The organism is Stenotrophomonas sp. ISL-67 (assembly GCF_018612915.1).
In the GTDB taxonomy this organism is placed as follows: Bacteria; Pseudomonadota; Gammaproteobacteria; order Xanthomonadales; family Xanthomonadaceae; genus Stenotrophomonas.
Window position 1 is genome coordinate 21,013 of the sequence record NZ_JAGGRL010000006.1, and the last position, 26,246, is coordinate 47,258.

Consider the following 26,246-nt stretch of genomic DNA (forward strand, 5'->3'; position numbering starts at 1 on the left):
CTGTCGAACCGAGGCGATTAGCTTACCCGATGGGGGTTACGGGCCTCATGCGCCCGGGGAATAAGGGGAGGTTTTTTCGTCATGAGAGGGCCTCGCGGGCGCACGCCAGCTTGTTACCGCGGGCTCGCTGGCCCTAGGATCGCCACCAGCCAATGCTGCGGCCTGGCACGCCACCTATCGCGGATCGCACTGTGCCGGACCTTTATCTTTTCACTGTGGCCGATGTCCTCAAGATTCCCGGGCTCGCGCGCCACGTGCTGCTGCCGGGCATCCCGGCCACGGACGAGATGCCAGACATCCTGGTGGGCGCGCCCTTGGTCATCGTTACACCCGCACAGACGCGCGTGGAAACTGTCCTCGCGTCCTATGCGTTGATCCGGATGCAGCCGAAGCCGGAGCCCTTATCGCTCCCCATTACCGTGCCGTACCCCCTGACGCTTGCCCGTATCCCGCCGGGGAGCAGGGTCTACCTTGTTGATCCGCAAGAGGGCGAAGTATTGGACCACTGATCCAAAGCGTGTGCTTGACACTTTGCCCAGTGCTTGGCCGAGCGCGGTTGTTAGCATGGGCCGCAGTAGATCAAGGATCGTGAATTGCCTGTGGCCACCTCGTCTTCCCCGCCGCAACCATCGGCGGCGTTGCAGGCGCTATCGGTGGCGGTGTGACGGGCGCTATGACGGGCGCGTTCTTTGGAGGCATTGGCGCTGGTCCCTGAGCCTTGGCTGGCGCCGGGATCGGTGGGATCGGCGGGGCAGTGACTGGCGCAGTCACATCCATAATGGTTCAGTACATGGCCAACTAAGAGGCGACTGCCCAGGCCATTTTTGTTCGCGCAGGATCTGCCTGATCCTGCGCGATTCCCGAGCGCCTTCAATGATTTCCTTGGGGATTTTTTTGCAACGCGGGTTCAGCCTTAGTGGATATTCTCGTTCTACCAGGGATCATTCCTAGATCAACTTGAAATGGAGATGTTCATGAGCAGACAGACTGTTGCACTAATGGCAAGCGCCCTTCTTGGCATCACCTGTGCGGCGATTGCAGCCGTGCTTGGTGCTTCCATCCAATTATCGCTCCCCATTTTCGTGGGATGTCTGGCTGGCGGCATGGGTGTCGCATACATGAAGAAGGGCTGATCGCCGCAACGAGGGAATTATTTAACTGAGTTCCTGCTGTCGCTGACAACACCCATCACAACGTTAGTTGCGACATAGGATGATATTTGGCGATAGATAGCTTTGAAACTGGAACACGGTCTTCAATTCTGGTCGCCGTCATCCTCATAGAATTCGCGCTCTGACGCGTGCAGCGTTGAGATGGAGCGTGAGATGGAGACAGCAAAGACCAAGTGGCTTGCCTATACCGTCCTGGTCGGCCTGATCCCGATCTTCTCGAGATTCCTCATCTGGCTGGTAACCAAGGAAGGCACCATCGAGCCCTTCGCGCCGCAGGACTTAATTGCCTTTGGACTCGTGCTTCATATCTCCAACATCAACGAAATTGAGCACCTGGTCAGCGCAGACAGGTCCTGGAAGACGGCGCAGAACGGCGTGTCGGCCTTCTTCATCGCTGTTCATGGCGTTCTTTTCTGCCTGACGCTGGCTGGCGGCGACGCGGTCGATCGGCAATCCATCATGACGTGCGTTGGAATCATCGCCCTGGTGTCGCTCTACATCAGCTACTGCTTGTTTACGCGCATATCAACATTCCACTCGCCTGATCAGGAGCGGCATTCATGACAACTGTCCTTATCGGGGCGACCGTATTGATCGCCCTCTTCGGCCTTGGCTTTGGGATTTGGACGCTGCGACAGACGCATGGCGAAGTCGAGCAGCAACCGAATGGTAGTGACGACCAGCTCCGATGAGCGCCCTACGCGACGACGCGGCAGTTCCCTATCGCTGGTTAGCGGGATCTGGGCCGACACTACCTGCATGGCAATCAAACACTGGCCCGAGGGCGATCGTCCTCGCGAGAAGCTGCTGACGCGCGGCCCAGAGGCGCTGACCGACTCGGAACTACTCGCGTTGTTCATCGGCAGCGGCAGCGGCGGGCTGGATGCCGTACAGAGCGCCAGACGGCTGCTCGACGACCATGGTCCATTGCGAAAACTTCTTGATCTGGACGCAGCAACGCTCATCAAGCTGCCGGGCTTGGGCCCCGCGCGTGCCTGCAAGCTGGTGGCCGCACTGGAACTGGCCAGTCGCCACCTGCTGGCCGACCTTGAGCGCGGCGACAGCGTGTGTGACCCCGGTTCGGCCGGGCGCTACTTCAAGTTGCGGCTGCGCTCACGGCCCCGGGAGGTGTTCGCAGCGTTGTTCATGGACACCCGGAACCGGACGTTGGCCTACGAGGAGCTTTTCACCGGCACCATCGATGCTGCAGCCGTCTATCCCCGGGAGGTCGTCCGGCGGGCATTGCTGCACAACGCGGCGGCGGTCATCGTCAGCTACAACCACCCTTCCGGCCGGGCCGAGCCCTCCCAGGCCGACCGCGAGATCACTCACCAGTTGCAGCAGGCACTTGGGCTGGTGGGCGTCCGACTGGTCGATCACATCGTCGTAGGCGACGGCACTCCAGTCTCCATGGCTGAGCGTGGCTGGCTCCAGCGCGACCCATCCGCCCGCAGCTGAACGGCCCGGTCAGCCAATCCGCCCGGCTCCCAAGGGCTTCAGCCCGGTCCCAGAACCCGCTTCCCACCCCCGCTGTGCCCCGGTTCAATGGATCGAGGCAGCTTCTGGGCTAAAATTGCCGATTCCGCCGCTCCAGTCTTCAAAGCAGGCCTTGTGAAAAATCTCCTCCGCGCCCTGATCAACCAGGGCATCGAAGCGCTGCGTGCCAACGGCACGCTGCCGGCCGACACCCTGACCCCGGAATTCGTGGTGGAACGCCCGAAGACCCGTGAACACGGTGATTTCGCCACCAATGCCGCCATGCTGCTGGCCAAGCCGGCGCGCAGCAACCCGCGCGCCCTGGCCCAGGCGCTGCTGGATGCCCTGCCCAAGAGCGACGATGTGCAGCGCGTTGAAATTGCCGGCCCTGGCTTCATCAACTTCACGCTGGCCCCCAGCGCCTATCAGCGCGAAGCCACCGGCGTGCTCAAGGAAGGCGCCGATTACGGCCACAACCTGAGCGGCAACGGCCGTACCGTGGGCGTGGAATACGTGTCGGCCAACCCGACCGGCCCGCTGCACGTGGGCCACGGCCGCGCGGCGGCGATCGGCGACAGCCTGGCCCGCCTGCTGGAAGTGAACGGCTGGAACGCCAAGCGCGAGTTCTATTACAACGACGCCGGCGTGCAGATCGAAAACCTGGCCCTGTCCACCCAGGCCCGCGCCAAGGGCATCAAGCCCGACGACGCCGGCTGGCCGGAAGGCGGCTACCGCGGGGATTACATCGAGGACGTGGCCAAGGCTTACCTGGCCGGCGCCACCGTGGAGCTGGAAGGCCATTCGGTGGTGGGCGAGCGCGACCCGGACAACCTGGATGGCATCCGCCGCTTCGCGGTGGCCTACCTGCGCAACGAGCAGAACCAGGACCTGGCCGCGTTCGGGGTGGATTTCGACATCTACTTCCTGGAGAGTTCGCTCTACAAGGATCGCAAGGTCGAAGAGACCGTGGCCCAGCTCAATGCGGCCGGCCATACCTATGAGGACGGCGGCGCGCTGTGGCTGCGCTCGACCGACTTCGGTGACGACAAGGACCGCGTGATGCGCAAGTCCGACGGCACCTACACCTATTTCCTGCCGGACGTGGCCTACCACCTGTCCAAGTGGCAGCGCGGCTATGAGCGCGCCATCACCGAGCTGGGTGCGGACCACCATGGTTCGCTGGCGCGTGTGCGCGCCGGCCTGCAGGCACTGGACGTGGGCATTCCCAAGGGCTGGCCGGAATACGTGCTGCACCAGATGGTGACGGTGATGCGCGGCGGCGAGGAAGTGAAGCTGTCCAAGCGTGCCGGCAGCTACCTGACCCTGCGCGACCTGATCGAAGAAGCCGGCCGCGATGCGACCCGCTGGTTCCTGATCGCGCGCAAGCCGGATTCGCAGCTTACCTTCGATATCGACCTGGCCCGCCAGCAGAGCAATGACAACCCGGTGTTCTACGTGCAGTATGCGCACGCCCGCGTGTGCAGCCTGCTGCGCCAGGCACAGGAGAAGGGGCTGTCGTACACCCCGGCCGAGGGCCTGACCGGGCTGTCGACGCTGACCGACGAACCCTCACTGTGGCTGATGGTGGAAATGTCGCGCTTCCCGGAAGTGGTGGAAGCGGCCGGCATTGCGCTGGAACCGCACCTGGTGGCGCAGTACCTGCGTGAATTGGCGCACGCCTTCCACACGTGGTATCACGGCACGCAGGTGCTGGTGGCTGACGAAGCCGAACGCAATGCCAAGCTCACACTGGCCTGCGCGGCGCGCCAGGTGCTGGCCAACGGTCTGAACATCCTGGGCGTTTCCGCCCCGGAAAAAATGTAAGTAGTGGAGAAGCGGTAAATGGCAGCACGACGTGGCAAGACCCAGGCCCGACGCAATACCAGCCAAGGCACGCCCGGATGGGTGTGGCTGGTGGCCGGCGTGGCGATTGCCGCCGTGGTGTTCCTGGCGGCACCGAACCTGTTCAAGAACGATGGCGACGGCTTCCTGCGGGTAGGCCCGCAGCCGGACCCGAACGCGCAGCCCGCCCCGGTCAGCGACGCCGATACCGACGTGGGCGCTGAGCTGCCCAAGCCGGGCGCGGCCGCCAAGCCTGCTGAACCGGCCAAGCCGGCCACCACGCAGTACGACTTCTACACCCTGCTGCCCGGCAAGGAAGTGGAAATGTCCGATGCAGAGCTGGCGGCCAGCGCGCGCGCCGAAGACCAGCGCCGGGCCAGGACCGAAGCGCAGCGCGCGCAGGCGGCGTTGGAAGGTCGCCCGGTACCGGCAGCGGCTACGGCCGCCCCCCGCACCACTGCACCGGCCCCGTTGCCGGCGCCGGTGGCCGAGCGCCCGGCAGCTGCTGCACAGCCGAAGCCGGTTGCGGCTGCGGCTGCGGCTGCGGCCGCGCCCAAGTCGGAAGCCACTGCTGCGGCGCCTGCCACGGCGGCAGCTGAGTCGGCCGCCAGCAACGTGCGTTACATCCTGCAGGCCGGCGCCTTCGGGGCGTCGGGCGATGCCGAAGCCACCAAGGCCAAGCTGGCCATGATCGGCCTGGCCGCACGCGTGGAATCGGCGCAGATCAACGGCAAGACCGTGTACCGCGTGCGCATGGGCCCGTACGGCACCGCCGGTGAGCTGGCCGAAGCCAAGCAGAAGCTGGACGGCACCGGGCTGCAGGCGATGGCGATCAAGGCGCAGTAACGCCGCTGCCGGAACCGATGGGTAGAGCCGACTGTTGGTCGGCTGCTCCACAAAAATGCCCCGCAACGCGGGGCATTTTTGTTTGGGTTCGCGCGAAGGGCGGCCGACTAACAGTCGGCGCTACCTGTCGGGTCTACCTCTGCGCTACGTTATCGCTCCCATCCCTCAGCACGGAGCAGCGCATGAGCAGTTCGGAAGGCAACGACCGCCGTATCGACAACATCGAATTCAACGTGGGTGACATTGCCCGCAGCAAGGCGTTCTACGGTGCGGTGTTCGGTTGGACGTTCACCGATTACGGCCCGGGCTACACCGAATTCAACGATGGCCGGCTGCGCGGCGGCTTCACTACCGATGGGCCGGTGCGCGCCGGTGGGCCGCTGGTGATTCTGTACGCCGATGACCTGGAAGCCACCCTGGCGCGGGTGGAAGCTGCCGGCGCGGAGATTTCCACGCCGGCGTTCGATTTCCCGGGCGGCCGCCGTTTCCATTTCCGCGACCCGGATGGGTACGAGCTAGCCGTGTGGACGGCGGCTTGATCCACCGGTAGCGCCGACCGTTGGTCGGTCGCCGTGGGAGGTTTCCGGGAGCCGGGCAAAGCCCGGCTCTACGCGGGTTGGTTACGTGCCGTCAGTCGCGCGCGACCTGGAAGCCGGCGAACGACTGGCTGACCGGCATCACTTCCAGGCGGTTGATGTTCAGGTGCGCCGGCAGGTTGGCCACCCAGAAGATCTGCTCGGCGATGTCGTCGGCCGTCATCGGGTTGGCGCCGGTGTACAGGGTGTCCGAGGCGGCCTGGTTGCCGTGCGTGCGGACCAGGGTGAACTCGGTTTCGGCCATGCCCGGTTCGATGGTGGTCACGCGCACGCCGGTGCCGTGCAGATCCGAACGCAGGCCCAGCGAGAACTGGCTGACGAAGGCCTTGGTGCCACCGTAGGCGTTGCCGCCCGGATACGGGTACACCCCGGCCACCGAGCTGATGTTGATGATGGCTCCCTTGCGCGCCACCAGCTGCGGCAGCAGGCGGTGGGTGAGCGTGACCAGCGCGGTGACGTTGGTGTCGATCATGGTGCGCCAGTCGTCCAGTGAGGCGCTCTGGGCCGGGGCGGTGCCCTGGGCCAGGCCGGCGTTGTTGACCAGCAGGTCGATGTCGGCAAACCCGGCCGGCAGTGCGGCCAGCGCCGCTTCCATGGCGGCGGTGTCGCGCACGTCGAATACTGCCGCATGCACGCGCTCAGGGCCGTACGCGTCGACCAGCGGCTGCAGCCGTTCGGCGCGGCGCCCGGTGGCGATGACCCGCCAGCCGGCCTGGGCGAAACGATGGACGGCGGCGGCGCCAAAGCCGGAGGTGGCGCCAGTGATCAGAGCGGTACGGGTCATCGCGGGTCTCCGTGGGATTCCCGGTTATTTTCGCACCCCGCGCCCGATCGTGCTGGCCCCGTCTGGCGGCTTCAGCGGATACGGAACACACGGGCCTTGGGCAGGTTCTCATCCACCTGCAGGAACCAGCGCCCGGCAATGCCCGGGACCACTACGATGGGCGGGTTGCTGCGGCGGGTTTTGAGCTTCACTTCGCCCTTGAGCACCTGCCACTGCTGGCCATTGTCCAGGGTGAACACCGTACCGGGCTGCCAGCCATCCACCTGGCCGGTGACGTTGGCCTCGATCGGGCCGTCGTCCAGGCCGGGGAACATCGGGGACGGGGTGGGCGCGGCCGGGGCAGTGGCCACCGCGGCCGGGACGCGGGCATCGGCCTCGCGCAGCAGGCGGTTCAGGGCCTGCAGCTGGGCGGGGGTGAGCCCCACCTCAGCCAGTTGCTGCGGGTCGACGCGTTGTTCGATCGCCACATACGGGGCCTGGGCCGAAGCCGCTGCCGCGAGCCAGACCATGCCCACACCCGCCAGAACCTGCCACCTGCGCATTGCCTGCTCCACTGCCTGTTGATGCCTGAGGAGCGCACTGTGCTTCACTTTCGTGGCAGCCAGATGACAGCCGGATTCAGGGTTTCCGGGCCAGGTGCCCGGGTGGGGGTAAAATGGCCCTCAGCCACGCAGCCGCGATGGCGGTATTGGACGTCTCATGATCAACAACGATGTACTGCGCAGCCTCCGTTACATGCTCGACCTGAGCGACGGAAAGATTGCGGAAATCTGTGCCCTGGCCGACCCGGCGTTCGTGGTGGACAAGGCCGATGTGCCCGGTTGGCTGCGCAAGGAAGACGAGGAAGGGTTTGTGGCCTGCGACGACCGCACGCTGGCGCACTTCCTGGACGGGCTGATCGTGCAGTTCCGCGGCCGCGACGAAAGCCAGCCGCTGCGCCCGGTGGAAAAGCGCATCACCAACAACCTGGTGCTGAAGAAGCTGCGTGTTGCCTTCGAGCTGAAGGATGTGGACATGCACGCGATCTTCGAGAGCGCGGGGTTCCCGGTGTCGAAGCCGGAACTGTCGGCGCTGTTCCGGCAGCCGGACCATAAGAATTTCCGCGCGTGCGGGGATCAGTTGCTGCGGAATTTCCTGAAGGGTTTGACCCTGCGCGTTCGCGGGGGTTGAACGGCCGGTAGGGTCGCATCCCAATCGACCGCACGTAGGGATGGGTACCCCGATAGGGCATGACCTCCGACGGAGAAGCGCGTTTCCGATGGAGGTCCATGCGTCAATGCGCCGATCGCCTTTATCGGCAGTCGTCTTGCGACCGACCCTACCGATGTATCGCGTCTGCCGCGGTGCCGGAAGCATCAGAACGCGGTCTGCACCGCAAACTCCACGCGCGAACCGGCGTTGCTGCCGAACAGGCGCTTGGCCGCGCTGTCGGTGTCATGCGCGGTCAAACGCAGTTCCCACGGGCCCTGCACCGTCCAGATGGCGCTGAGCTGGCCGTGCAGATAGTCGTCGGCGAACGCGCTGTCGAGCCAGTACTGGCCTACCGCGGCTTCGATGCGCCACTGCTCGCCCAGCGGCATGCGCACGCCCAGCTGGGTGTAGGTGCCGGTGTGGCCGCTGGCCAGGGCGTCGTCGGAAACACCGATGCTCACCCAATAGCGCTCTTTCCACGTAAGCGTGCTGTTGAGCTCGGTCCAGTCCAGGTCCACCGTGGTGGACGGGTACAGGTAGTGGGTGAGGTTGACGTCCAGCGTCCAGTCCGGGGCGAGCTGGCCGCCCCACCCGGCCACGATGTCGAACTCACTGCGCGCGCCGGCGTCCGGTTCGAACGACACGCCCGAGCCCCATACCGAGGCGTACCAGCCTGATTCGCTGCCCAGCTTGACCCCGGCCTGCACGGTGGGATCTTCCATGGTCTGCGAGCTGCCGCGCCAGACATAATCGGACGTCAGCGTCGTGTTGCCGTCCACGCCGGCCAATGCGCCACCACTGAGCGCCAAGCCCAGCGCCAGACCGCCTGCACGGCGCACGCTGCGCCCTGTTACCTGCTTTGTCACCACGTCCACCTTTGCAGAAAACGGCCTCGCCGTTGAGGCGCACAGTGTGGTGAACGCAGCCGTAAAGTCGCCATGTAGAGCGGCGGTAGTGGCCGCAAATTCGGCGTAAAAGCTTCCAGCTATCCGTGCCGACCCGGGATCCCCTTCACTGCCCTGCCGGCCAGCGGCCGGCACTACCGGAGGGCCTTCAGGCCACGCGCGTTATCATGGCGGCCCTGACTGACCTGCAGCGAGAATGGCGTGGACGCGATCCTGACCCCGGTATCGATTGGCGAGCTGATCGACAAGATCACCATCCTGGAAATCAAGGCCGAACGCATCACCGATGCGGGCAAGGTGGCCAACGTGCGCACCGAACTGGATGGGCTGCTGCCGCTGTGGCAGGAACAGCTGGCCGCGCAGCCGGGGCTGGATGCGCTGAAGACCCAGCTCAAGGACATCAACGTGCGGATGTGGGACATCCAGGACCAGCTGCGCGACAAGGAAGCGGCGCAGGTGTTCGATGATCAGTTCATCCAGCTGGCGCGCGGTGTGTATGGCACCAACGGCGAGCGGGTGAAGGTAAAAAACGAGATCAACCAGGTTGCCGGTTCGCAGCTGGTGGAAGAGAAGCAGTACCAGGGGGAATGATTGCCCCGTGGCAACCACGCAGGGCGTGGCTCTACGCCGGATGGATGCACCTGCACGGTAGAGCCACGCCCTGCGTGGCTGCGCGGACGATCAACGCGCAGTTGCCGCCATGAACCGCTCGCGGTCCTGCTGGGTGCGCCGGCGGATCTCCGCCAGCGCTTCGTTCTCGGTGGCTTCCAGCATCGATTCGAACAGTCGCTGGAAATGATTGCGCATCGCCGTGCGCGCTGCGCCCGGGTCGCGCATCCGCAGGCCATCGAGGATGGCCGTGTGTTCGTCGTTGCGGGTGTCGCCGTCGTTGTGGCACACGTTGGCATACACCTGGCGCACCCGCGGCAGCTCGTTGCGCATGCGCCAGATCAGCTGTACGCAATGTTCCACCACCGGGTTGCCGGCAATGCGCGCGATGGCCAGGTGGAACTGGCGGTCGGCCTCGCTGGCCGCCGCCTCGCCCGACGCCGGGTCGGTCATCGCTGCAATCAGCCCTTCCAGCAGTTCCACTTCGGCATCGGTGATGCGGCTGGCGGCCATGGCCGCTGCCTCGGCTTCGATCACCGCCCGGGCGGCGGTGAGGTCGAATGCCGAGACGTCCGGCAGCGCGCCTGGGGCGGCTGTCGGTCGTGCCTTCACGTACACGCCCGAGCCGGTCTTGATGGTGATCAGGCCCTGCGCCTCCAAGGCGATTTCCGCTTCCCGCACGGTTACCCGGCTCACCCCCAGCCGTTCGGCCAGGTCGCGTTCGCCAGGCAGGCGCGAGCCGGGCGGGAATTCGCCCTTCTCGATCAGCGCGACGATTTCAGCGGCAATGGACTGGTAAAGGCGGGGTTCGGACATCTTCAAGGCCTGGCTGTACGGTGGCTGGGGACCATCACGCTCGTTTAGAACCGGTAGCGTACCCCGAGATAGTACCGCCGCCCGTAGGTGGTGTACTCGCGGAAGCTGCCCAGGATGGGCATATCCGACACCCGCGGCTCGTCAGTGAGGTTGCTGGCCGACAGCGACACCGACAGGTGCTTGTTGACCTTGTAGGTGGCGCGGAAGTCCAGCGAGCCATTGTCGCGTACATAGCGGTTCTGCGCCGGGTCGCCAACGAACTGCTGGTAATAGTCCGAGCGGTACTTGTAGATGGCCTGCAGGTCCAGCTTGCCCAGGCCCCAGTACACCTGCGCAGAGGCCACGTGCTTGGACAGGCCGAAGATGTTGGCCGGCTCCACGATCCCCGGGGTGACGATGCCGGTGGTGGGGTCGGTGGACTCACCCAGGCGCAGGTCCTCGGTCTTGAAGTTGGAGTGCGCGTAGTTGTAGCTGGCCTTCACGCCGAGCCCGGCGAAGATGCCCGGCAGGTAGGAGAAGCTGTGCGAGCCGGTCAGCTCGAAGCCGATCAGGTCGCTCTTCTGGTCGCTGGTGGCCAGCTGCTCCACCGGCACGGTGACGCTCACTCCGTCGATATCGAAGTCTTCCCCCACCACTACCGGCACCGAGCCGCCATTGAACTGCTTGTAGTACACGGCGGTGGAGAGCATGGAATCGGCGTTGGCGTACCACTCCAGCGACACGTCGGCATTCCACGACATCAGCGGGGTGGCGCGCGGGTTGCCGGTGGCGGTGATGTTGCCCAGCGCGTCGGCGACGCTGCCGAACTCGGTATCCACTTCGTCCAGGTTGAAGCTGCGGCCATAGCCCAGCGCGGCCAGGTCCGGGCGCGACATCGCACGGTAGGCGGCCACGCGCAGCAGCAGGTCCGGGCGCAGTTCGAAGGCGGCATTGAAGCTGGGCAGCCATTCGTTGTTGCTGGACTTGAGCACCTGCCGGGTGAAATCGCCGTTGGGCTGCAGGGTCACGGTGCCATCGGGATTGTTGACCACGTCCAGCCCGCTGCGCAGGCCCATCGAACGCACGTCGGTGTGCACCCAGCGCACGCCGATGTTGCCGGTGACCGGCAGGCCGAACCATTCGGCGCTGTAGTCGCCCATCAGGTAGATGGCGCTGGTCTTTTCGGTCACATCGTTGTTGGCCGGGTCGCGCAGGTCTGCGCTCAGGCCGGTGTCGTCCGCGCCGGTGAAGGCCTTGAACAGGCAGCGGCTGTCGAAGGTGGCCCACTGGTCGATGGTGTTGCCGCTGGCATTGGCCAGGAAGTCATCCTGCGGGAAGGCCTGGCGGCAGGCCTGGTTGGCGGCACGGATGGCGGCAACATTGGTGGTGGTGACATCCACCGTGTCGGTGAAGTCGGTATACGTCGCCTCGGAACGGCGCAGGCCGCCCTTGAGCGCGGTGAAGAAACCGCTTTCCGGGGTGAAGGCCGCATCGAAGCGACCGGCACGGATGGTGTGCTCACGGTCCTGCTGGCGGCGCCGGACCAGCGCCGAGTCGGTGAAGTTGTCCGGGTTGTTCACGTCGAACGCCGGATCCAGGTAAATGCTGGGCACGTCGCCGTGATAGTCGTAGGTGTAGTCGACGTAACGGTTGTTCTTGATGCCGGCCACCGGATTGCCGTTGACGTCGGTACGGCCGGCGCGCAGGCGGGTGGAACGCTCGATCTGCGAGCGCTGGGTGTTGGAGTAGGACAAGTCGCCGGACAGCATCCAGGCAGGGCTGGGCCGCACGATCAGGTTCAGGCCGCCGCCGGTGTATTCCTCGTTGCGCTCCAGGAAATTGCCGGTGGAATCGATGCTGGTGCTGCCGGTGTGGCTGAGCAGCGCGCCGTCGTCGCTGACCACGCGGTTGTTGATGTTGCGCATCATCGACGACAACGTCAGGTCCGAGCGGTCTTCGGTGTAATCGCGCTTGGAGTGCTGGTAGTCCAGGTTCACTTCCACCGCGTCGTTGGGCCGCCACTGCAGCGCGCCGAACTGGGAATCGCGCTTGTCGTGTTCGATGAACTGGCGATACAGCCGGCTGCCCGGCGCGAGGTAGTACGGCACCCCATTGGCTACATCGTTGCCGTCGACCTGGGTGCAGTTGCGGGTGGCGCCCACGACTTCGCGGCCATCGCAGGCGGCCCAGGTGGTGCTGCTGGAGAACATTTCCTCCGGGTTGCTGCCTTCCAGCGCCTGCACGCCCAGCGAGACGCCAAGCTTGCCGCCGTTGCTGAACTCGAACTGGTCGATGTAGCTGGCGGTACCGCGCCAGCCCACGCCGTCGCCGTCCTTGAGGCGGTCGTCGTATTCCTGCCAGGTGCCGCGGCCGTCCAGCTGGATGGTCTGTTTGCCGTATTCCAGCGGTTTGACGGTTTCCATGTTGACCGTGCCGGCCACGCCGCCTTCGACGAAGTCGGCGCGCTGGGTCTTGTAGATCGCCACGGTGTTGATCAGCTCTGAAGGGAACTGGTTGAAGTTCACCGAGCGGTCGCCGCTGCCGTTGGTGGCCTCGCGGCCATTGAAGGTGGACGAACCGAGGAACGGGCCCAGGCCGCGGATCGAGATTTCAGAGGCGCCGCCCTTTTCGCGGTGGGTGGAGGCGCCGGTGATGGTTTCGATGGCTTCGCCGATCGACAGCGCCGGCAGGTCGCCGATGTCCTCGGCCGACAGCACGTCGGACACCACGGTTTCCTCGCGCTTCTTGTCGATCGAGGTCTGGATGGTGCCGCGGGTACCGGTCACCTGGACCTGGTCGAGCGTCGTGGCCGCCGGCGCAGCGGCCGGGGTGGCGTCCTGTGCGTGCACCAGTGGTACGGCTGCGATGGCGCACAGCGCATAGAACAGCGCGCTGTGCAGCGCGGTGTGGCGGAAGCCTCGTGGCGAGGCCGTACGGCGGTCATGCAACATCGTGATCTCCCTCCCAGGATGGATCGTCCGCATACACGGGGTTGATCCGGAAGATTCACGGTTGGAAGACCAATGTCAATGAATTGGTACTAAAGTCTACCCCTCACATCCGCCTAGACCACTTTCCGACGAATTAATGTGCGGGTGCAGCAGAGATATGCGCAAGTGGCTTACCAACTTCGCCTAAAGTGGTATGTGATTGTGGTTGACGTTGTTGCGGTGGAGGCTGTTACCATCCGGACTCGCGTTGGGTCCATGGTGATCTGGGAGGGTTAGCCTGTGGCACAGCAACATGGTGTACGTCTAGGTAGGGCTGTGAAGCGTTGGCGTTGGTGGGGTCCATGCGTTAAAGCGCCGATGGGCCATAAGGGCGGGCGTTTGGGAACCGCCCCTACCATCCTGGCATTGCTGCTCTGTCCTGGGTTTGCCTGGTCGGCTGAGTATCTGGTACACGACGCGGCTGGGTATGCTGCCGCCGCTGACGGCCTGAAACCTGGCGACACCGTGATCCTGGCCAACGGGATCTGGCGCGATGTGGACCTTCTGCTGACAGGCAACGGCACAATTGGTCAACCAATTCGACTGACCGCGCAGACGCCCGGGAAAGTGATCCTGAGTGGGCAGTCGCAGCTGCGGTTGGCCGGGTCCTACCTGGAGGTGTCCCACCTGGTGTTCCGCGATGGCTGGGCGCCGGGTGGCGAGGTCGTGAGCTTCCGTGGTTCGTCCAAAGCGTGGGCGGAGCACAGCCGGGTCACCGGCATCGTGATCGATGGCTACAACAAGCCCGACCGCGCCCAGTCCGACAACTGGGTGGCGATGTACGGAACGTTCAACCGCTTCGACCACAACCAGCTGGTGGGCAAGACCAATGCCGGTACCACCCTGGTGGTGGTCCGCAACGCCACCAGCGGGTTGGACAACCGCCACCGCATCGACCACAACTGGTTCGGGCCGCGCCCCAACCTGGGCAGCAACGGCGGCGAAACGATCCGCGTGGGCACCAGCCACGATTCGCAGTCCGCGTCGAACACGGTGGTGGAAAACAACTGGTTCGAGCACTGCGACGGCGAGGTGGAGATCGTGTCCAACAAGTCCGGCGGCAACCTCTACCGCGGCAACGTGTTCAAGGAGTCGCGCGGCTCGATGGTGCTGCGCCATGGCCACGGCAACGTGGTGGAGCGCAACATCTTCCTGGGCAACGGCAAGCCGCATACCGGTGGGGTGCGGGTGATCAACCGCGACCAGATCGTGCGCGACAACTATTTCGAAGGCGTGGCCGGCGATGGCTTCGCTTCGGCGCTGGCCGTGATGGCCGGCACCCGCGATGCGCCGTTGAACCGCTATGAGCAGGTCGACAACGCGCTGATCCGCCACAACAGCTTCGTGCAGGCGCGCTATCTGTTCCTGGGCGCCGGACTGGATGACGAGCGCCATGCCATGCCGGTACGCAGCAGGATCAGCGACAACCTGTTCGTGGGCACCAACGCTGGCGACGTGCTGCGCACGCAGGGCGACCTGTCGGGCATTGCCTTCAGCGGCAACCTGCAGAGCCCGACGGCGTCACCTGGTTTCCCCAACGGCGTGGAGGGCCGCAGCGTCACCCTGCAGCGCGCGGCCAACGGCCTGCTGTATCCGCCGGCCGGCACCGAGGTCGGCGCGCCGCGTGACCTGGCGCCTGTCCCGCGCGACCAGGTTGGCGTGTCCTGGTATCCCAAGCAGGTCAGCCGGGCCGCGCTGGACAGCGGCCACGAACACCGCGTCGCGCCAGGCGAGGACACCCTGGTGACCGCGGTGGCGGCCAGCGCGGCCGGCGACCGCCTGCAACTGCGGGCCGGCGACTACCGCATCAACCAGGTGCTGGCGGTGGACCACCCGCTGAGCGTGGTGGGGCCGGCCAAGGGCAAGGCCACGCTGCGCTTTTCGCGGCCTTCGCTGTTCGAGATCCGCCCCGACGGTTCGCTGCGCCTGGCGGGGCTGGAGATCGACGGCAGCCTGGCGCCGGATGCCGCCGGCAATGCGGTGATCCGGGTCCCCCCGGGCAGCCAGGCATTCGATTACACGCTGGAGATCGCCGACAGCCACATCCGCGACCTGAGCAGCAACAAGGCCTTCGATGTGATCAACACCGGCAAGGGCACGTTCGCCGCGTCGATCCGGCTGCGGGGCGTGACGGTGAGCGACATCAGCGGCAGCGTGATCGCCGCCGCCGCCGAGACCGACGACTTGGGCACCTACAACGCGGAAACGGTGGAGATCGTCGATTCGGTATTCCAGCGCATCGGTGGGCCGCTGGTGAACCTCTATCGCGGCGGCACCGATGAAAGCACCTTCGGCCCGGCCTTCCAGCTGCGCGGCAGCCACCTGGAACAGGTTGGCAGCGCCGGTGATACCAGCCTGCGCCTGCATGGCGTGCAGCAGGCCAGCCTGAGCGACAGCACCTGGCTGCACAGCGGCCGGGTGCGCTTCACCCATCAGACAGGCGAGCCGCATCTGCGCCTGCGCAACACCACGTTCACCGCTACGGCGGCGCCGCAGTCCGATATCCCAGCCGAGACTTTGCCATGACGCGTTCCACGCCCCTGATGCTGCTGCTGGCGGCCACCTTCAGTGCTGCGGCGCTGCCCGCCGCGCACGCCCAGGCGCCCAGCGCGGCCGCGCGCGGTGTCGAAGCCAACAGCGCACCGGTGCTGGTCACCGCCGCACAGTGGGCGCAGATGCGCCGCGATGGTGCCCGCTACCCGATGTTCGCCAAGGAACAGGCACGCGCCGAGAAGCTGGTGCGCGCGATGATGAAGGCCGGCATCGACGTGCCGGTGCCCAAGGACAAGGGCGGGGGCTATACCCACGAACAGCACAAGCGCAATTACCAGGCCATCCAGGCCGCGGGCGCGCTGTATCGCCTTACCGGCGACAAGGCGTATGCCACCTTCGCGCGCGATGTGCTGCTCGGCTACGCCAAACTCTATCCCGGTCTGGGCGCGCATCCGGAAGGACGCGGGCAGATTCCCGGGCGGCTGTTCTGGCAGACGCTCAACGATTCGGTGTGGCTGGTCAACGCGGTGCAGGGTTACGACGCGATCCGCGACAGCCTGAGCGCCGATGAGCGCCGCACCATCGACGACAACGTGTTCCGGCCAATGGCGCAGTTCCTGAGCGGCAACCCGGAGAACTTCGACAAGATCCACAACCACGCCACCTGGGCGGTGGCCGCCACCGGCATGACCGGCTATGTGCTGCGCGACCCGGTGCTGGTGGAACAGGCCTTGATGGGCAGCAGGCGCGACGGCAGCGCCGGCTTCCTCAAGCAGGTGGACCAGCTGTTCTCGCCCGATGGCTATTACGAAGAAGGCCCCTACTACCAGCGCTATGCGCTGGCGCCGTTCATCCTGTTCGCCAACGCGGTGCAGCGCAACGAATCGCAACGCGGCATCTTCAAGCGTCGTGACGGGGTACTGCTCAAGGCGGTGGACGCGCTGGTGCAGAGCAGCTACGGCGGCTACTTCTTCCCGATCAACGACGCGATCCTGGACAAGGGCCTGGACACCGAAGAACTGGTGGCCGGCATCGACATCGCCTACGCCAACACCGGCGATGCGCGCCTGTTGTCGGTCGCCCAGTCGCAGAAGCGCGTGCTGCTATCGCCTGAAGGCCTGCAGGTGGCCAAGGCGCTCGCCGATGGCAAGGCCAAGCCGTACGCGTTCGTGCCCACGCTGCTGCGCGATGGTCCCGACGGCACCGAAGGCGCACTGGCCATCCTGCGCATGGGCGGTGAAGACGGCCAGGCGCTGGTGATGAAGAACACCAAGCAGGGCATGGGCCACGGCCACTTCGACAAGCTCAACTGGCTGTTCTACGACAACGGCCAGCGCGTGGTCACCGATTACGGCGCGGCCCGCTTCCTCAACATCGAAGCCAAGGCCGGCGGCATCTACCTGCCCGAAAACAACAGCTGGGCGCGGCAGACACTGGCACACAACACGCTGGTGGTGAACGAGCAGAGCCACTTCGGCGGCGACTGGAAGAAGGGCCAGCCGCTGGCCCCTGCCCCGCTGCTGTTCGCGGTGACCGACGACACCCAGATCGTGTCGGCGCGCATGGATGGCGCCTACGACGGCGTGACGTTTACCCGCACCCAGGCATTGCTCGCGCACCCGTCGCTGGGCCAGCCGGTGGTGCTGGACCTGCTGCGCGTGGACGGCAGCACGCCGGCGCGCTACGACCTGCCGCTGCACTTCAACGGCCACATCATGGACGTGGGCTTCAAGGCGCAGTCGGCGGTAACCACGCGCCCGGTGCTGGGCAAGGCCAACGGCTACCAGCACGCATGGGTGGATGCCGCCAGCGAACCGGGCACCGAGGCGCGCAGCCTGACCTGGCTGCTGGATGGCCGCTTCTACACCTACCGCTTCGCCAGCACCGCGCCGGCGCGGGCGTTGATCGGCGAAAGCGGCGCGAACGATCCGTCGTTCAACCTGCGCCGCGAACCGATGCTGCTGCAGCGCGTGGATGGCCAGGCCTCTGCCACCTTCTATGGCGTGCTGGAGCCGCACGGCCGGTATGACGGCACCGCTGAAACGGTGCGCGGCGCCAACAGCCGCATCGACCGTCTGGCGCACTACCGCGGCAAGGATGCCAGCGTGCTGGTGCTGGACCTGGCCGGTGGCCAGCGGCTGGCGCTGGCCATTGCCGATGACCCGTCCAAAGACGGCAACCATGAGGTAAGCGCAGATGGCCAGCGCTGGAGCTGGAGCGGTGGCTGGAAGCGCTTCGATACCGCCAGCGGCAAGGACAACAAATGAACGTGACGACCCGAACCCGTTCCTGCGTGCGCTGGTTGATCGTGGCGCTGATCGCGGTGGCCACGGTGATCAACTACATCGACCGCAACGCGCTGGCGGTGATGTGGCCGCAGATTTCCAAGGACGTGGGCGCCACCAAGGAAGACTACGCGCTGCTGGTGACGGTGTTCATGCTGTTCTACGCCGCCGGCCAGTTCGTGTTCGGCCGGCTGTTCGACATCATCGGCACCCGGCTGGGCTTTGCGCTGTCGATTGCGGTGTGGTCGATCTCGATCGCACTGCATTCGGTTACCCACTCGATCCTGTCCTTCAGCATCGTGCGCGCCATGCTCGGCATCAGCGAAGCCGGTGCCTGGCCCGGTGCGGTGAAGGCCAACGCGGAATGGTTCCCGGCGCGCGAGCGTGCGCTGGCGCAGGGCGTGTTCAATGCCGGCGCGTCCATCGGTGCCATCATTTCCGCGCCATTGATCGCGGTGCTGTTCCTGTGGCTGGGCTGGCGTGGCACCTTCATCCTGATCGGCGCCATTGGCTTCGTCTGGCTGCTGCCGTGGCTGATCATCTACCGCGCCGGCCCGGACAAACACCCGTGGGTGAGCGCGGCCGAGCGCGCACTGATCCTGGATGCGCCCGCCGAACAGCCGGCCGTGCCCAAGGTTGAATACGTGCCAAACGTGCGCCAGCTGCTGGGGCACCGGCAGACCTGGGGCATCCTGACCACGCGGTTCTTCATCGACCCGATCTGGTGGTTGTTCGTGTCCTGGCTGCCGATCTACCTGGCCGACACCTTCGGCTTCGACATCAAGCAGATCGGCATTTTCGCCTGGGTTCCTTACGTGGGCGCGATGATCGGCAGCCTCGGCGGTGGCTGGTTGTCCGGGCGGCTGATCGGGGCCGGCTGGAGCGTGGACCGCGCGCGCAAGTGGGTGATCACCCTGGGCGGCGCAATCATGGCCCCGGCCCTGCTGGGCGCGGTGCTGGCCACCGACCCGGTGTGGGCGGTGGTGACCATTGCCTTCGTGCTGTTCGGCTTCCAGATCGCCATCGGCAACATCCAGACCCTGCCTGGCGACATCTTCAACGGCAAATCCGTCGGTTCGCTGGCCGGGCTGGGCGGCATGGCCGCGGTGGCCGGCACGCTGATCACCACCTGGCTGGTGCCGGTGATGACCCGCGAATCCTATGCACCGATTTTCATCCTGGTGGCGGCGCTGGTGCCCGCTTCCCTGCTCGCCCTGTGGCTGGTGACCGGACGCGTCGAGAAGGTCGACGCACCACCCTCCCGCTGACGTTTCTTTTCCCCCTCGCATCACTGGAGTACCAAATGACTCAGTTCAAGGACAAGGTGGCGATCGTCACCGGTGGCGGCCGCGATATCGGCCGTGAGATTTCGCTCAAGCTGGCCGCAGCCGGCGCCAAGGTGTGCATCAACTACGCCAACGACGAAGCCAGCGCGCAGGAAACCCTGCAGCAGGTGCAGGCCGCCGGTGGCACCGCCATCGTGCACCGCGCCGACGTGACCGATGCGCAGGCCGTGGCCGGCATGGTCGCCGCCACCCAGGCCGCGTTCGGGCCGCAGATCGATGTGCTGGTGAACGTGGCCGGCGGCATGGTCCAGCGGCGCCCGCTGGCCGAGATCGACCCGGCGTTCTTCCACAAGGTGATGGACCTCAACATGAGTTCGGTCTACCTGACCACGCATGCGGTGGTGCCACACATGCCCGAAGGCGGCGCGATCGTGAACTTCGCCTCGCAGGCCGGCCGCGATGGCGGTGGCCCGGGCGCCTCGATCTACGCCACCGCCAAGGCCGCCGTGATGACCTTCACCCGGGCCATGGCCAAGGAGCTGGGCCCGCGCGGCATCCGGGTCAACGCGCTGTGCTGCGGCATGATCGCCACCCGCTTCCATGACGAGTTCACCAAACCGGAAGTGCGCACTGCCGTGGCCGGCAGCACCCCGCTGCGCCGCCAGGGTCGCCCGCAGGAAGCGGCCGATACCGCGGTGTACCTTGCCTCGGACGCGGCCGGTTTCATCACCGGTGCCAACGTCGACGTCAACGGCGGCACGTACTTCTCCTGATAGACCGCTGACCGCCTGGGAGGGCCGCCATGCTGCGCTGGATCACTGCACTTTCACTTGCACTTGCCACCAGCGCCGCGGCGCTGCCCACCCAGGCCCAGGTCTGGGTTCCGGCCTGGACCGCCTCGCCTGCGCCGGACCGCCAGGATGGAACGCCCGAGGCACCGGTGCAGTTCGCCAACCAGACCGTGCGCCAGGACATGCGCCTGGCCAGCTCGGCCACGGCGCTGCGCTTCCGCATCACCAACGAGCTGGGCGTGGCGCCGCTGCATATCGGTGGCGCCACTGCACAGCGCACCGGCACGGTCACGCCCGCCAAACTGGTGACCTTCAACGGGCGAAGTGAGGTCATCGTGCCGGTAGGCGCGGTGCTGCTGAGCGACCCGATACCCCTGACCGTGCCGGCGCTTGCCGATGTCTCGCTCACCGTCTATTTCCCTGAACCCACCCAACCCGCCGTGCGGCGCACCGCGCTGCGCATTGCCGACGGCCGCCAGGCCGAGGTGGCCGACACGGTGAAGCTGGCCTACCGGCAGAACGTGGTGTCGGCGGTGCTGGCCGAGCGCAGCACCACGCCGATCGTGGTGGTGGCCCTGGGCGATTCCATCACGGAAGGTGCTACCGCCACGCGCGGCAGCAACGGCGATTGGCCGGCGCTGCTGGCTGCCCGCCTGCAGCAGGCCTGCCCGGACCAGGTGGTGCTGGTCAACGCCGGTATCAGCGGCAACAAGGTCATGGACCACGGCCGCAGCCACAGCGCACTGGCCCGGCTGGACCGCGATGTGATCGCGCTGCCACACGTAAACCGGGTGATCCTGTTCGAAGGCATCAACGATATCCGCCATGACGGCGGCACCCCGCCGGTGGCCGGCCGCAACGCCGAGGACATGGTGCTGGGCTACCGCCAGGTGGCCGAGCGCCTGCACAGCAACGGCATCGGCGCCATTGCCGCGACGATGACGCCGTTCGGCGGTTCGGACCGCTACGAGCCGGTGTCGGCCGGCACCCGCACCACGCTCAATACCTGGATGCGCAGCGGGCGCAGCGGCTTCGATGCGTTGATCGACTTCGACCAGATCCTGCGTGATCCGGCCAAGCCGGAATTCCTGCCCGACGCGATCACCCGCGATTTCCTGCACCCCAACGATGAAGGCTACCGGCGCATGGCCGATGGCGTGGACCTGGCCCTGCTGGGGTGCAGCGCACGATGAGCACGCAGCAGTTCCGGCTGGCCAGCCACGCCAGCCCACGCTGGGCGGCGATGGCACTGGGTGAGGTGATGCTGCGCTTCGATCCCGGCGAAGGCCGGGTGCGCAACGCACGCCAGTTCCAGGTGTGGGAAGGCGGCGGCGAATACAACGTGGCGCGCGGGCTGAGCAGCACCTTCGGCCACCCCACGGCGGTGCTGACCGCGCTGCCACGCAACGAGCTGGGGCTGCTGGCCCAGCAGCTGATCCAGGCCGGTGGCGTGGATACGGGCCAGATCGTGTGGTGTGCGTACGACGGCATTGGCCGCAGCACGCGGATGGGGCTGAACTTCACCGAGCGCGGGTTCGGCGTGCGGGCCCCGCTGGGCGTGTCCGACCGTGCGTACTCGGCGGCCTCGCAGTTGCGGCCGGACGAGGTCGACTGGGACACGCTGTTCGGCGTGCACGGGGTGCGTTGGCTGCATACCGGCGGCATCTTCGCCGCGTTGTCCGAACACAGCGCGCAGACCGCCATCGCCGCCGTGCGCGCGGCGCGCCGGCATGGCGTGGCGGTGTCCTACGACCTCAACTACCGCGCCAGCCTGTGGAACAGCCACCCGGATCCGGGCGCGGCGCGGCATGCCAACTGCGCGATCGCCGCCGAGTGCGACCTGCTGGTGGGCGATGAGTATTCGTTCGCCGCCTGCCTGGGCATGGACCTGGCCGACCTGGGCAAGCGCGAAACGCCGATGGATGTGGGGCCGGCCGATGCGGCGGCATTACGCGCGATGGAACGGTTCCCGAACCTGCAGGCGGTGGCATTCACCCTGCGCGATGCCAGCAACGCCGCCCGCAATGGCTGGGCCGGCGCGCTGCGCAACCGGGAGGCGCTGTTCGTCTCCGCCGCGCGCGAAGTGGACCTGCTGGACCGCGTGGGCGGCGGCGATGCGTTCGTGGCCGGCGTGGTCCATGCCCTGCTGGAAGGCCTGGGCGAACAGGCGGCGGTGGAGCTGGGCGCCGCGCATGGCGCGCTGGCGATGTCCACGCCGGGCGATGCGGCCTGCACCAGCCGCGAAGAAGTAGAGGCGGTGGCGCGTGGGGATGGGGCTGCCGCGCGGCGCTGAAGCACGCCGCTCAGCGCGGTAGTGAAAGCCGCACCAACCCTTCGGTGGCAGAACGGGTGAGCGGGGCTGGCAGTGCATCGGGAAGGAACCATGCCAGCGCCAGGATTGCGTCCGGCTCCAGCCGCGTTGCCGGCGTGTCATCCAGCGTGCGCACCAGGTAGACCGGCGCCACCCAGTGCTGTTCCAGCGCGGGTTCGAAGTGGTCCACGATGCACAGCAGCCGCTCCACCGCCACGCGCAGGCCGGTTTCTTCCTGCACTTCGCGCACCACGGTGTCTTCGAGCTTCTCCATCCAGTCCACTTTGCCGCCGGGCAGGCCCCAGTGCCCCTGTTCGGGTGGGCGCCCCCGTTGGACCAGGAGCACGGCGCCGTCGGCGCGCTGGATGACGGCACCACAGCCGACGCGAGGTTGCTGCGATGGATTGGGCTGAGCCATTGAGATCTCCGGACGTCGCGAGCGACCACCAACGGTGGCCGCGTACCCATTATCGCCTGCGCGGGCGCGACCACCAACGGTGGCCGCCGACCTGGCACCCATGCAGTGGTAGGTACCGACCGTGGGTCGGTACGCACTGCGCGCCCACAAACAAAGGCCCGGCAAATTGCCGGGCCTTTGGTGCTACGCCGCTGCCGGGCGCAGCGAAGCGATCATGCGCCGCTTACCAGCTGAAGCGCGGGCCGACCGACCATTCCTTGTCACCGTGGCGATCCATCTTGATATCGCCGTTGATGCCCCAGTTCTGGTTCAACTTCACCTGGCCACCCAGGCGGCCATAGAACCGGTCATCCGGATTGATGCCGCGCTTCTTGCTGTAATCCTCGTAACCGGCCATCGCGTAGACTTCGGCGTGCTGGCCGAACGCGGTGCGGATACCGGCTTCGGCGCTGTAGCCGTTGAAGCCCAGGCCTTCCTTCTGATCGAGCTTGTTGTAGGCAACGCGGCCCACGAAGTCGGTGCTGGTGGCGATTTCGTGGTTGTAGCCCACGCCCACGCGCCACTGGTCAGTCTTGAAGTTGCCGATGTCGGTCTTCTGGTGGTTGTACTCACCAAACGCATGGAAGTTCGGCAGGAAGCCGTACGAACCCTTCACCCCCCAACCATCGGCCTTGCCACCATCGGCATCGGTCTTGACGTAATCGCCTTCGGCGTAGTTGTAGGACAGGCCTTCAGCAGCCGAAGCGCCGAACGGCAGAGCGGCGGCAAGCGCCAGGGCAATCAGGGAAGTCTTCATGGGGGTACACCTTTTCTGTTGTTTCGTTCGTGCAGTGGCACAAGCGGCTGCTGCAGCGGGAATGTAAATTCTCCGTTATTCGACACAACGCGCCCTGAAGTACGCCGCTTTCAACCCCGCGAATTTTTGGCAACCGTTCAGACGCATCGTGCGATATGCGCGCGCGCTGCATTTTTCAGGTGTTGGGTGCGGATTCGCAGCACACGATGATCCCCGCATTTACAGCGCGCGAGATCAAATGGGGGGTGGGAGTGATCGTGTCATCGCCGGTGCGGTCATGCCGAGTGTGATTCGGCGGGCGAAAGGAATCCGGTCACGACGATACCCTTGCAGGGCGTCACGCGCTGGGGAAGCCGCTCTTGGGGAGTAGTCGGCTAACGCGTCCATCTTCCGTATTGCACCGGCTGACGCAGCTCTGGCGCCAAATCGCAGGCTACTTGGGGAGAAGCACCCTGCCCGGCTCCTGCATAGTGTGCTGATCGTGGCGGCTTCGATATCAGAATCTTCCCCTCTCTCGCTAGGATTTTTCTGACCCCACCACCCGTCGCACCTGATGTGAATACGCATAATTCCCGCATCTGCGTGGGTGACACCGGGCGTACACATGACCTTCACTCCACCGATCCGGTCACCACGGCATTGTCGATTCTCCACGCCCCCACGCGTCATATCCCTTGAAGGTGCCCATTCCGGCGCACCGGTTCTGGAGGCTGCAGATGTCCTATATCGACGGTTTCGTATTGGCCGTACCCACCGCCAACAAAGACAAATTCATCAAACACGCCAACGAGGGCGACTCGATCATCATGGAATTCGGCGCGCTGCGCGTGGTCGAGTGCTGGGGGGATGACGTGCCCGAAGGCAAGCTGACCGACTTCTTCCGCTCCGTGAAAGCGGAGAAGGATGAGACGGTGGTGTTCTCGTGGATTGAATGGCCTGACAAAGCCACCCGCGATGCCGGCATGAAGAAGATGATGGAAGACCCGCGCATGAGTCCCGAGAACAACCCCATGCCGTTCGACGGCAAGCGGTTGATCTATGGCGGTTTCGTGCCGATCGTGGAGTTGAACAAGAAGTAGCCGCTGTCGCGGGCAGGAACGACGGCATGGGCAGCCACCGCCTGGTTCAGCGCGCGTGGCTGCTGTCGTCGTCCGCGCCGGGGCCCATGCCCATGCCGCCGCCGCCGCCCATTCCACCGCCCCCGCCGCCCTTCCCTCCGGCGCGATCGCCGGCCTCGGCCTTGCCTTTGGCACCACCGGCCGCGGGCCGGGCCGGCCCTTGGCGCGGAATCGCGACGCTGGCCGGAATGGGCGCCAGGTCCAGCGCCTCGCGAATGAAGTCACGCAACGACACCACCAGTTCGGCGGTGGGCACGGCGCGGCCTTCGGCCAGCTCGTTGGCCGCGTGGGCAGCCAGCCGCACCTGGTCGTCGGTGCCCAGCAGCACGATGTCCGACAGCGCCGCCTCGACCGCATCGCGGATCCGGCGTGCGCGGTCGCTGCCGGTACTGGCGGGCAGCTCCAGCGCATCGTCACTTTCCGGGGGCAGCTGGCGCAGCTCGCGCAGATGGCGCGGATCCACATGCAGCGCACCGGTAAACGACCCACCCAAGGTCTTGTACGCCGCAATCAGCGTGCGCAGCCGCTCGTTGATCTGACGGTTCTCACGCTCGCGCCGCTGCTGCAGGGTCTGCATGAACACCAGGCGGATACCGACGCCGATCAGGGTGATGACCGCCAGCCCGACCAGGGTCGAGAGCATGGCCTGCCAGGAGCTGAAATCCAGGTTGCGCATGGGTTTCGCGAACTCCCTGTCGCTGGGGAAACAGTACGTGCGTTCTAACGGATGCCGCGTCGGTACCGCGTGTTCGCGGCAACGCTCACCCGCACTTGGAGTACCCGCAGTTCAGGCAGGTCGCACACCCATCCATCATCACCTGCGCCTTGGTGAAACACTTTTCGCACATGCTGGCGCTGGGCGGGAAGCTGGCGCCATCGCCGGTGATGGCCAGGTCCTCCTCATGGTCGGCGGTGCTGCTCTGCTTCTCGCGCGCTTCGTACTGGCGGCGCTTCTCGGCGATCAGCGCGCGCTGGGCCGGGCTCATCTCCGGGTCGTGGAGCAGGCCGATCGACTTGAGGTGGTGTTCGACGATGCTGCCCAGTTCGGCCACCAGCGAGGGCATGTAGGCGCCGCCGATCTTGTAGTAGCCGCCGCGCGGGTCGAACACGGCCTTCATCTCTTCGACCAGGAAGGTCACGTCGCCGCCCTTGCGGAACACGGCGGACATGATCCGGGTCAGCGCGACGATCCACTGGAAGTGCTCCATCGACTTGGAGTTGATGAACACTTCGAACGGGCGGCGCAGCTCATGTTCGGTGCCCGGGTTGAGCACGATGTCGTTGATGGTCACGTAGAAGGCGTGTTCCACCAGCGGCGATTTGATCTTGTAGGTGTTGCCGACCAGGACGTCGGGGCGCTCGATGCGCTCGTGCATCTGCACGATGTCGTTGGCGGCGTCCGCGAGGGCGGCGGCGGGGGCGGCAGCCTGGCGCGCCGTCTCCGCGGGGGTGACGACGGCGTAACCGGTGATCTTCTGATCGATCCTGACGGCCATGGAACGGTTCCTCGGTGCGCTTGCAGGGGATGGCCAGCGGCGACCG

The 26,246-nt window shown here is 66.0% G+C and carries 25 protein-coding genes; 16 read left to right on the forward strand and 9 right to left on the reverse strand.

Features of this window, described 5'->3' with window-relative positions:
- The first annotated feature begins 191 nt into the window (after positions 1-191).
- The 7 genes from J7J08_RS07695 (at position 192) to J7J08_RS07725 (ending at position 5,875) form a co-directional block, all read left to right on the forward strand.
- Positions 192-509, forward strand: a complete 318-nt coding sequence (locus tag J7J08_RS07695; protein ID WP_214903546.1) for a hypothetical protein — start codon at positions 192-194, stop codon at positions 507-509.
- Positions 510-974: 465 nt separating this feature from the next.
- Positions 975-1,133, forward strand: a complete 159-nt coding sequence (locus J7J08_RS07700) for a hypothetical protein (RefSeq protein WP_214903549.1) — start codon at positions 975-977, stop codon at positions 1,131-1,133.
- A gap of 192 nt (positions 1,134-1,325) precedes the next feature.
- Positions 1,326-1,736, forward strand: a complete 411-nt coding sequence (locus tag J7J08_RS07705; RefSeq protein WP_214903552.1) for a hypothetical protein — start codon at positions 1,326-1,328, stop codon at positions 1,734-1,736.
- Between the two features lie 195 nt (positions 1,737-1,931).
- On the forward strand, positions 1,932-2,630 hold the full coding sequence (gene radC / locus J7J08_RS07710) for a DNA repair protein RadC (RefSeq protein WP_214903555.1): 699 nt from the start codon (positions 1,932-1,934) through the stop codon (positions 2,628-2,630).
- Positions 2,631-2,783: 153 nt separating this feature from the next.
- Positions 2,784-4,472 (forward strand): arginine--tRNA ligase, encoded by a 1,689-nt coding sequence (argS, locus tag J7J08_RS07715; protein WP_214903558.1) that lies wholly within the window; start codon positions 2,784-2,786, stop codon positions 4,470-4,472.
- A gap of 18 nt (positions 4,473-4,490) precedes the next feature.
- Positions 4,491-5,336 carry an SPOR domain-containing protein gene (locus tag J7J08_RS07720; RefSeq protein ID WP_214903561.1) on the forward strand — a complete coding sequence of 282 codons (846 nt, stop codon included), beginning with the start codon at positions 4,491-4,493 and terminating at the stop codon, positions 5,334-5,336.
- A 182-nt stretch (positions 5,337-5,518) separates the two neighbouring features.
- Positions 5,519-5,875, forward strand: a complete 357-nt coding sequence (locus tag J7J08_RS07725) for a VOC family protein (RefSeq protein WP_214903563.1) — start codon at positions 5,519-5,521, stop codon at positions 5,873-5,875.
- A 91-nt stretch (positions 5,876-5,966) separates the two neighbouring features.
- On the opposite strand, the gene J7J08_RS07730 is transcribed toward J7J08_RS07725, so the two are convergent.
- Positions 5,967-6,716, reverse strand: a complete 750-nt coding sequence (locus J7J08_RS07730) for an SDR family NAD(P)-dependent oxidoreductase (protein WP_214903564.1) — start codon at positions 6,714-6,716, stop codon at positions 5,967-5,969.
- 71 nt (positions 6,717-6,787) lie between these two features.
- Positions 6,788-7,258 carry a hypothetical protein gene (locus J7J08_RS07735; RefSeq protein ID WP_214903566.1) on the reverse strand — a complete coding sequence of 157 codons (471 nt, stop codon included), beginning with the start codon at positions 7,256-7,258 and terminating at the stop codon, positions 6,788-6,790.
- Between the two features lie 157 nt (positions 7,259-7,415).
- Here J7J08_RS07735 and J7J08_RS07740 point away from each other — a divergent pair, with 157 nt between their 5' ends.
- Entirely contained in the window at positions 7,416-7,886 is a 471-nt protein-coding gene (locus J7J08_RS07740; protein WP_214903568.1) for a DUF1456 family protein, read from the forward strand.
- A 185-nt stretch (positions 7,887-8,071) separates the two neighbouring features.
- Here J7J08_RS07740 and J7J08_RS07745 read toward each other — a convergent pair whose 3' ends face one another.
- Entirely contained in the window at positions 8,072-8,746 is a 675-nt protein-coding gene (locus J7J08_RS07745) for a TorF family putative porin (RefSeq protein ID WP_214904105.1), read from the reverse strand.
- Positions 8,747-9,013: 267 nt separating this feature from the next.
- Between J7J08_RS07745 and J7J08_RS07750 the strand changes: the two genes are divergently transcribed.
- Positions 9,014-9,403 (forward strand): DUF6165 family protein, encoded by a 390-nt coding sequence (locus J7J08_RS07750; RefSeq protein ID WP_214903570.1) that lies wholly within the window; start codon positions 9,014-9,016, stop codon positions 9,401-9,403.
- A gap of 90 nt (positions 9,404-9,493) precedes the next feature.
- Here the strand turns inward: J7J08_RS07750 and J7J08_RS07755 are convergent, their stop codons facing one another.
- Positions 9,494-10,237, reverse strand: coding sequence for a FadR/GntR family transcriptional regulator (locus tag J7J08_RS07755; RefSeq protein WP_214903572.1), 744 nt, complete (start codon positions 10,235-10,237; stop codon positions 9,494-9,496).
- 44 nt (positions 10,238-10,281) lie between these two features.
- Positions 10,282-13,167, reverse strand: a complete 2,886-nt coding sequence (locus J7J08_RS07760) for a TonB-dependent receptor (RefSeq protein WP_214903573.1) — start codon at positions 13,165-13,167, stop codon at positions 10,282-10,284.
- Positions 13,168-13,545: 378 nt separating this feature from the next.
- Between J7J08_RS07760 and J7J08_RS07765 the strand changes: the two genes are divergently transcribed.
- From J7J08_RS07765 to J7J08_RS07790, 6 genes are read left to right on the forward strand one after another with little or no spacing between them, the layout of a single operon-like run.
- Complete coding sequence (locus J7J08_RS07765; protein ID WP_251006507.1) at positions 13,546-15,732, forward strand: polysaccharide lyase 6 family protein; 2,187 nt, start codon at positions 13,546-13,548, stop codon at positions 15,730-15,732.
- Complete coding sequence (locus J7J08_RS07770; protein ID WP_251006508.1) at positions 15,729-17,966, forward strand: oligoalginate lyase; 2,238 nt, start codon at positions 15,729-15,731, stop codon at positions 17,964-17,966. Before J7J08_RS07765 ends, J7J08_RS07770 begins: the two co-directional genes overlap by 4 nt.
- Positions 17,963-19,252, forward strand: coding sequence for an MFS transporter (locus J7J08_RS07775; protein ID WP_214903579.1), 1,290 nt, complete (start codon positions 17,963-17,965; stop codon positions 19,250-19,252). The genes J7J08_RS07770 and J7J08_RS07775 overlap by 4 nt, the downstream gene beginning before the upstream one ends.
- 35 nt (positions 19,253-19,287) lie before the next feature.
- Positions 19,288-20,043 (forward strand): glucose 1-dehydrogenase, encoded by a 756-nt coding sequence (locus J7J08_RS07780; protein WP_214903582.1) that lies wholly within the window; start codon positions 19,288-19,290, stop codon positions 20,041-20,043.
- Positions 20,044-20,072: 29 nt separating this feature from the next.
- A complete protein-coding gene (locus tag J7J08_RS07785) occupies positions 20,073-21,254 on the forward strand; it encodes a GDSL-type esterase/lipase family protein (RefSeq protein ID WP_214903585.1) in 1,182 nt (393 codons plus the stop codon).
- Complete coding sequence (locus tag J7J08_RS07790) at positions 21,251-22,354, forward strand: sugar kinase (protein ID WP_214903588.1); 1,104 nt, start codon at positions 21,251-21,253, stop codon at positions 22,352-22,354. The genes J7J08_RS07785 and J7J08_RS07790 overlap by 4 nt, the downstream gene beginning before the upstream one ends.
- 10 nt (positions 22,355-22,364) lie before the next feature.
- Here J7J08_RS07790 and J7J08_RS07795 read toward each other — a convergent pair whose 3' ends face one another.
- Together J7J08_RS07795 and J7J08_RS07800 are read right to left on the reverse strand one after the other, a co-directional pair.
- Entirely contained in the window at positions 22,365-22,790 is a 426-nt protein-coding gene (locus tag J7J08_RS07795; protein WP_214903591.1) for an NUDIX domain-containing protein, read from the reverse strand.
- 223 nt (positions 22,791-23,013) lie between these two features.
- Positions 23,014-23,586 (reverse strand): Ax21 family protein, encoded by a 573-nt coding sequence (locus J7J08_RS07800; RefSeq protein WP_214903594.1) that lies wholly within the window; start codon positions 23,584-23,586, stop codon positions 23,014-23,016.
- 716 nt (positions 23,587-24,302) lie between these two features.
- Here J7J08_RS07800 and J7J08_RS07805 point away from each other — a divergent pair.
- The gene (locus tag J7J08_RS07805) at positions 24,303-24,665 is read left to right on the forward strand and encodes a DUF1428 domain-containing protein (RefSeq protein WP_214903596.1); all 363 of its coding nucleotides are present in this window, start codon (positions 24,303-24,305) and stop codon (positions 24,663-24,665) included.
- 46 nt (positions 24,666-24,711) lie between these two features.
- Here the strand turns inward: J7J08_RS07805 and J7J08_RS07810 are convergent, their stop codons facing one another.
- On the reverse strand, positions 24,712-25,380 hold the full coding sequence (locus J7J08_RS07810) for a hypothetical protein (RefSeq protein WP_214903599.1): 669 nt from the start codon (positions 25,378-25,380) through the stop codon (positions 24,712-24,714).
- Between the two features lie 85 nt (positions 25,381-25,465).
- Positions 25,466-26,200, reverse strand: coding sequence for an NrdJb (locus J7J08_RS07815; protein ID WP_214903601.1), 735 nt, complete (start codon positions 26,198-26,200; stop codon positions 25,466-25,468).
- Positions 26,201-26,246: the final 46 nt, after the last annotated feature.